The sequence below is a fragment of the Sinomonas sp. G460-2 genome (genome assembly GCF_047759905.1).
Taxonomy (GTDB): domain Bacteria; phylum Actinomycetota; class Actinomycetes; order Actinomycetales; family Micrococcaceae; genus Sinomonas.
Map to the genome: position 1 here is coordinate 20,908 of NZ_JBKZWT010000020.1, position 6,895 is coordinate 27,802.

General features: G+C 64.8%; 6 protein-coding genes and 2 pseudogenes. 3 read left to right on the plus strand and 5 right to left on the minus strand.

Translation table 11 applies throughout. The features are described 5' to 3' along the window. Window positions 1–158 precede the first annotated feature (158 nt). The gene (locus ACLN58_RS04225; protein WP_415854032.1) at window positions 159–953 is read left to right on the plus strand and encodes a metallophosphoesterase family protein; all 795 of its coding nucleotides are present in this window, start codon (window positions 159–161) and stop codon (window positions 951–953) included. A gap of 168 nt (window positions 954–1,121) precedes the next feature. Here the strand turns inward: ACLN58_RS04225 and ACLN58_RS04230 are convergent. After that, a pseudogene (locus ACLN58_RS04230) lies at window positions 1,122–2,137 on the minus strand (ornithine cyclodeaminase). A 155-nt stretch (window positions 2,138–2,292) separates the two neighbouring features. Beyond that, window positions 2,293–2,604, minus strand: coding sequence for an Lrp/AsnC family transcriptional regulator (locus ACLN58_RS04235; protein ID WP_415854038.1), 312 nt, complete (start codon window positions 2,602–2,604; stop codon window positions 2,293–2,295). Between the two features lie 1,004 nt (window positions 2,605–3,608). Here ACLN58_RS04235 and ACLN58_RS04240 point away from each other — a divergent pair. After that, on the plus strand, window positions 3,609–3,932 hold the full coding sequence (locus tag ACLN58_RS04240; protein WP_415854033.1) for a hypothetical protein: 324 nt from the start codon (window positions 3,609–3,611) through the stop codon (window positions 3,930–3,932). A gap of 487 nt (window positions 3,933–4,419) precedes the next feature. Here ACLN58_RS04240 and ACLN58_RS04245 read toward each other — a convergent pair whose 3' ends face one another. The 3 genes from ACLN58_RS04245 to ACLN58_RS04255 form a co-directional block, all read right to left on the minus strand. Next, complete coding sequence (locus ACLN58_RS04245; protein WP_415854034.1) at window positions 4,420–4,557, minus strand: hypothetical protein; 138 nt, start codon at window positions 4,555–4,557, stop codon at window positions 4,420–4,422. 204 nt (window positions 4,558–4,761) lie between these two features. Beyond that, a complete protein-coding gene (locus ACLN58_RS04250) occupies window positions 4,762–5,154 on the minus strand; it encodes a zinc-ribbon domain-containing protein (RefSeq protein ID WP_415854035.1) in 393 nt (130 codons plus the stop codon). A gap of 143 nt (window positions 5,155–5,297) precedes the next feature. After that, window positions 5,298–6,463 (minus strand): IS3 family transposase gene (locus ACLN58_RS04255; protein WP_415854036.1). Its coding sequence is split into 2 segments (ribosomal slippage): window positions 5,298–6,187 and window positions 6,187–6,463, totalling 1,167 coding nucleotides; the frame shifts between segments, so codons are not numbered across the junction. 97 nt (window positions 6,464–6,560) lie between these two features. Here ACLN58_RS04255 and ACLN58_RS04260 point away from each other — a divergent pair. After that, window positions 6,561–6,895 (plus strand): annotated as a pseudogene (locus tag ACLN58_RS04260) (hypothetical protein); the annotation flags it as partial.

Consider the following 6,895-nt stretch of genomic DNA (forward strand, 5'->3'; position numbering starts at 1 on the left):
TGGGCTGCCGGCACCTATAGGCAAATCCAAATCGCGCGAACTCAGCTGGATACGCTGAAGCCCACACTGATTACACACCTCGGCATGGTTGGGCGTGCAGAAGATCGGCGACACGCCCATCAATGCCGGCGCATGAGTGAGGAGACAGGAGGAATCTGATGGTGTTCCGCGCCGCCGTCATGGGCGACTTCCACGGGCACATCCACCATTTCCGCGCTGTAACGCGAACCCTGAGGCACGCTGGAATCGACCTCCTGCTCGGGGTCGGGGACGTGGGCTTCGACTTCCCTGGCGCCCATCGGGGGAAGGTGGAGAAGAAGATGCGCCTCCTGCTCGAGCAGAACGGCATCGACTTCATATGGGCGGCAGGGAACCACGACAACCACGACACCCTCGAAAGGCTCGTTCTGAATCCAGATGGAACCCGCAGAATCTCCGATCGCAACTCGAATCTGCCGAACGGCTCCGTCCTTGAGATCAACGGAGTGCGTATCGGAGCTCTGGGCGGTGCCTTCAGCGTGGACAAGGCGTGGAGGACCGCCGGGCGGGACTGGTGGCCTCAGGAGGAACCCACGCGCGAAGAGGCGGAGCGCCTTGTTGCCGAGTGCGCAAAGGGGCCCCGGCTAGACATCCTGCTTACCCACGATGTGCCAATGGGAGTCGAGGGGCTAAAGGGTATGGACGGGCTGTCGAAGAAGACCATCGAGCGGGCCAACCAGACCCGTCTGCTCCTGCAGGAGGCCGTCGAGAAAGTCCGCCCGAAGGCCCTGTTCGCCGGGCACTGGCACCAGAGGCTGCGCTCTGGGATCACCTGGGATGACGGTACCGCCACCATGGTCGAGGTTCTTGCGGCCGAGCAGTCATGGGCCGGCAACCTTGTGCAGGTCCTCGTCGATCCGGAGGGTGAGGTGGAGGTCAGCCCGTTGGAGATACAGGTTACTTTCCCTGCATGATGCAACCTGCTGGGGGCAGAAACTGAAACGGCCTCTCAGACGTCATGCTTGACGTGTCAGGAGGCATGAGACCAGCCTGATCGCTCCCGGCGTCTGCCATCGCGCCCCTGGCGCCCAACGATCCTCCGTGAGGACGCCGGCCGGGGGCCGGGACATGGTCCGAGAGCGCTAGAGCAGCGGCGTCGGTGTGGTCGCGCGGAGGAGGCCAAAGAGGTCCTTGGGATCTTCGGGGGCGGCCACAAGGTCGATCTCCTCGAAGAACTCGGTTCCGTCAACGGCATCGCGCAAGTAGCGCAGGGCTGAGAAATCCTCGACGGCGAACCCTACTGAATCGAAGATCGTTATCTGCTCCTCTGAAATGCGCCCGCGACGACGTCCGGTCAGGACTTCCCAGAACTCCGTCACCGGGAACACCGGGGGCATCTGCTGTATCTCGCCTTCGATTCGGGTCTGCGGAGTGAATTCGACGAAGACGTCCCCGAGTGTCAGGATGGCGGCGTCGAGCTCGGTCTTGCCCGGGCAGTCTCCGCCAATTGCGTTGATGTGCATTCCGGGACGAATGAGGTCGGCTGTGAGAATGGTTGCGTATGCCTTGTCGGCCGTGCAGGTCGTGACGATGTCCGTGTCGGCGACGCACTCGGCCGCCGACGTTGTTGGGATCACGTCGAAGCCGAGGGGGGCAAGGTTGCGGATGAGCTTCTCTGTCGCTGCAGCGTCGGTGTCCCACGCCTGGAGGGAGTTGATCCCCAGGGATGCGCGGAACGCGAGGGCTTGGAACTCGGCCTGGCTTCCACATCCGATCATCGCCATCGTACGGGACTCTGGGCGGGCCAGCTGCTTCGCGACCATGGCGGAAGTCGCCGCCGTTCGCAGTGCCGTGAGCACAGTCATCTCGGCGAGGAATCTCGGATAGCCGTTGTGGACGTCGGCGAGGACGCCGAACGCCGTCACGGTCTGGTAGCCCCGGAACGGATTGGACGGGTCGCCGTTGACGTACTTGAAGGCGTAGGTTTCGTGCTTGTGGGCATGAGCTCGATGACGCCGAGCCCGGTATGGCTTGCAACCCGAGCGGTCTTCTCGAACGACTCCCATCGGCGGAAGTCTTCCTCGAGATATTCGATCATGCCGGACATGATGTCCTCCGCTTTTCTGGCTGGCAGCCCAGCGGACCATGTTTCCGACATCGACAAAACGTGCCATTTTGATTACTCCTTCTTTGGATTAGCCTGGTTCCATCAACCCTACGAACGGCCTATACGCGGCTTCAATTCGCAAAACGCATGGCTTTTGCCAGGCGCCCTGCCACATTGGCGACGCGAATTGCGCATTATGCGCGCTCTCAGCGGAGCACAGAGCTGAGGAGAAAGCTTGACTCAGTGTTCGCGATCCCGTCGATTCTCCGGATCCGCCCTAGCACCGCGTCGAAGGCGCTCAGGCTCTCAGTGTGGACGTCGGCAACGAGATCCCAGCGGCCGTTCGTGGTGTGCATCGAAAGGACCTCCGGAAAGCCCCGAAGTCGTGCGATGACTTGATCCGCCGTTTTTCCTTCGACCTCGATGAGCGTAATCGCATGGATTGCGAGCGGATCTGCTTCATCGCGGACGCGTGCGGTGAATCCGATGATGACGCCAGAGGAGACAAGTCTGTCAATGCCGCGTCAAGTGGAAGATCCCCATTCCAGCAGCCCCCATTCTTGTTGGTCATGTCCAATGTGCTGAGCATAGCTGCAGGCATCGCCTTGCGGCTGGCCGCCGGGCGGTCTGGGCCTGGACGGGCGGGAACCTGATCCTCAGGCGACTTCGTCGAGCTCCGCCTCGTACTCGTCCGACTGTGCGGCGAAGCAGCCCTCGCAGAGGCCCCCGCACTGGAGGTCCGGGATGGGTGCACAGCACACGCTGCAGAGCTCGCGAGCGCAGCGTCCTCTTCCGCGCGGACCGCGGTGTCGGCTTGCTCGGACAGGACGATCGCGCAGGCCCACAGCTTGGCGGCCTCCGCCTGGTAGCCTTCCTTGCGGGACCCAGGCAGGGTCTTGAACGCCCGAACGGCTCGCCCACCCCCGTCTTGGAGGAGCTTCTGGGCTACGTAGAGCTTGTCGCGCTGGGCGGCGTACCGGTCGTCGGCGATCGCCTCACGGAGCCGGGCGCCGAAGGCGAGGGACCAGTCGCAGCAGGGGCGGGTGGGGTCGGGGATGAGCTCGCTGAGCGGGGCCAAGGTTTCCATGCCCGACCATGTGTGCGGCGCCTCGGTTCAGGCCCACCACGTGGCCAGTACAGGGCGCAGTTGCAGCCAGACGTCGGGCGTGGTGAACAGGCTTGCGGCCTCGGCAAAGTCGCGGACCGGACTGGGCACCAGCGGGACGATTCGGGACATCGCCTCGTCCGCGCTGGAGTACAGGGGGTCGTTTGAGCCGTCCAAGTCCTCGCCAAGCCGGCGCCGCCGAACTGGCCCGGCGATGATGAGCCATCCGGACGGGCAGGACCCGGGCCGCCGACCTCACCTCATATTGTCTAGAAATACGAAAATGCCCAAGGTCCCCTTCTTGGGGTTCTCGGAGGGCTTTCTTCGTTTTGGCACCTACTCATATGCTGGCCATGGTCCGCGCCGTGCGTGCCACCTGGCTATGTGGGCAGGGTTGCCCCGTTGGAGGGATAAGCCATGACAGACGTCCAGCAGAGTTTTGACCGCGTCTATCCGGTCCCCCCTAACACGCTCTACGCAGCTGTGAAGGCCGCCTTGACCCAAGGGCCCTACAAGGAGGCACAGTTCGACGAGTTCACCCGCTCTGTGACCTTCCGGTCGAAGGGCGGCGCCATCGGGTATCTTCTTCGCTGGCAGGGGCAGGTGCTCGAGGACGGTGGAGGTTCACGACTGCACTTGACTGGCGGGGCGTATGCGTCGGACGCATACCCAGCTTTCGCGGTGAGACGCTCCAACGAGCTGTTCACAGATGTCTCTAAGCGTTGCGCTGCAATGGTCTAGGCACAGAAAGAGCCCCCTTCCGGCTCTCGGGCCGGGAGGGGCTCCTCGTGTTTAGTTGGAAGTGGGGGACCTTCGATGACCAATTCAATCGTACAGGGCGCCAGGTGCTGAACCAGCGGACTTCGTACTTGTGAAATGTTTGTCCCCCGATGAAGCTGAGGGTTGTCTCACACCCAAAAGGTCCCACTTCGGTACGAAAATTCGCGCGCCAACTGCTTCCCGATTGCGGGCGTCCGTAAGCCGGCCCTCCACCGGACGACTCCGCCGGCTCGAGGCACCGTCAGGTGCCCACCATACTGGGACCTGCGGAGTCGCAGATACCCCGCAAAAATGCCCGGTGAAGGTGCGCTAAACGCTACACGCGAACTTACCTTCTCAGGGTTTCGCGGCCCTTGGGCAGTCGTCGAGTCGGGGCGCGCTCGGGCGTAGAAAAGGACCATCATCGATGACAGAGCCGAGACCGTGTCGGGAGGTGGAACCCGCGGAATCACGGGGTTCGCAAGTGTGTCCTACGGACCAAGATGCGTGGCAATCTACATCGTCGTCGACGATGGAACGCAGACACCTTCTCTTTCCCGCACTTCTGGCAGCCTTGGCCGCTGGAGGTGCGGGCCCACACCCTCATCTGGTAGTCCCCGTGGTCGGGACAGATCCACCACGCCCGGTAGTCGCTACCGCGGCTGACGGTCTCTGGGGTCTTGTCGTCGTTGAGCGTCGGGTGCCACTCTGCGGCCAGCTCGGGGCGCTCGTGTGCGAGGACAACGGGGCTGCTCCGGTTCTCCCGGGCGCACTTCGCGCAGCCGCTGCCCTGAACAGCCCGCGCCCGAACCTAAGCCTGGAAGGCGCCGTGCGTCTCGCACACCCACCACACCTTGAGCGATGAGCCGCGGGATACACCCTCCGGGGAGAGGCCGCCATTGTGCTGCGGGTGCCATTGGGCGGCGAGCTCGGGGTGGGAGCCGGAGATAGGGGTGGCTGACTTCGCCCTGCATTTGGCGCAGCCGACGGCCCCGGCCGCTCGGAGCTTGGCGCTTTGGCGGTAGGGTCCGTGCTCTGCGCAGATCCACATAGACACGGTCTCGGTGTCGGGCCTGACGTCGGCTGGGGGCAGGCCGCCGTTGAGCGTCGGTGAAAAGTGGCGGCTACCGTCGGGGCAACATCGGCCAGCGAGGAGCCTGGTTCTGGCGTCCGCTTGGTGGCCGCCATGGACTCGATGCCGCATTTCCCGCACCGGTGGCCCCGCGCGCGATGGGCTGGAGTCTGGTGGTGCGGGCCGTGCTTGGGGCAGTCCCACCAGTACTTCACACGGCTGTGCCTCGGGACGGTCGCCGGATGGGACTGCTGAAGGTTTAGTTGACTCTTCGGTCAGGCCGCTGCTGCGGCGGTCTTGGTCATGATTGCTTCGAATTCGATGGGGGTCAAACGGCCGAGTCTGCGCTGGCGTCGCCGGCGGTGGTAGGTGCGTTCGATCCAGGTGATGATCGCGAGGCGGAGCTCGTCCCGGGTGGCCCAGGTGCGGGTGTCGAGGACGTTCTTCTGCAGCAGGGCGAAGAAGGATTCCATGGCGGCGTTGTCCCCGCATGCCCCGACCCTTCCCATCGAGCCTTTGAGGCCGTGGTTGCGCAGGAGCCGGACGTACTTCTTGGACCTGAACTGGCTGCCCCGGTCGCTGTGGACGATGGTCCCGGCGGGTGTGCGCTGGTGGACGGCCATCCGCAGCGCGGCGACGGCGAGGGAGGACTCCATCCGGGAGTCCATCGAGTAACCGACGATCCGGTTGGAGCAGGCGTCCTTGACCGCGCGGAGGTAGAGCTTGCCCTCGCCGGTGCGGTGCTCGGTGATGTCGGTCAGCCACAGGGCGTCCACGGCCTCGGCGGTGAACTCGCGCCGGACGTGGTCATCGTGCACCGGCGGGCCGGGCCTGGGGCGCCGGCCCCTGCGCTTGCCGAAGGCGCTGAACACCCCGTGGGCCGAGCAGACCCGCCACACCCGCCGCTCCGAGGCCGCATACCCCTGCTCGGCGAGCTCGTCGGCGATGAACCGGTATCCGAAGGCGGGGTCGTCGGCGTGGACGTCCATGGCTGCGTTCGCCAGGTGGGCCTCGTCCCAGTCCCGGCCCGCCACGGGGCTCTGGAGCCACTTGTAGTAGGCCTGCTTGGAGAAGCCCAGCACCCGGCACGTCACCGCCACCGGCACCCTTGCGGGCGATTCCGGGGCGGCCAGCTCGCGGACGAGCGGGTACATCATTTTGGGAGCGTGCCGGCGGCCAGATATGCGGCCGCGCGGCGCAGGATCTCGTTCTCCTGCTCGAGCAGCCGCACCCGCCGGCGCAGCTCCTTCACCTCGGCCGAGGCCTGGGCCGGGCTCGCCCCGGGCCGGGCCCCGTCAGCGGTGTCGGCGGCCCTGAGCCAGTTGAACAGCGTCGCCTCGCTGATCCCGAAGTCCCTCGCGATCTGCTTGTGCGGCGCCTCGCCCTTGCGGGCCACGGCCACGACATCGTCGCGGAACTCCTTCGGATACGGCTTCGCCATGGTTCACATCCTCCCACCAGAGGAACCTCAGAACCTCTGGAGTCAGGAGTCAACCGAACCTTCAGCAGTCCCAAGGAAGAAAGGCGACTCCATTGAGGTGCCCGTCGGCAAGGCTGGCGCATACGTAATCCCTGACGCCGCGGACCAGCGCAGCATCTTCATGGCCCTCGACCCACACAGCCACGAGCTAGCCAACCTCGGCGAAATGCTCGAGATCGTCCGACCAGACCTCATCGGTTCCCTCGACGAATCATGGGGACGCGACCTCCTCTACATCTCGTTCATCGAACTGGAACCAGCGCACCGCGGACACGGGCTGGGCCGCGCCATCCTCGAAGGCATCCTCGACGGGATTGGCCGGTCTGCAGGGCTCGTCGTCCTCCTCCAAGCGGCGCCGGTGCTCGACGACGATGCCCCACAGGAGGGCAGTCT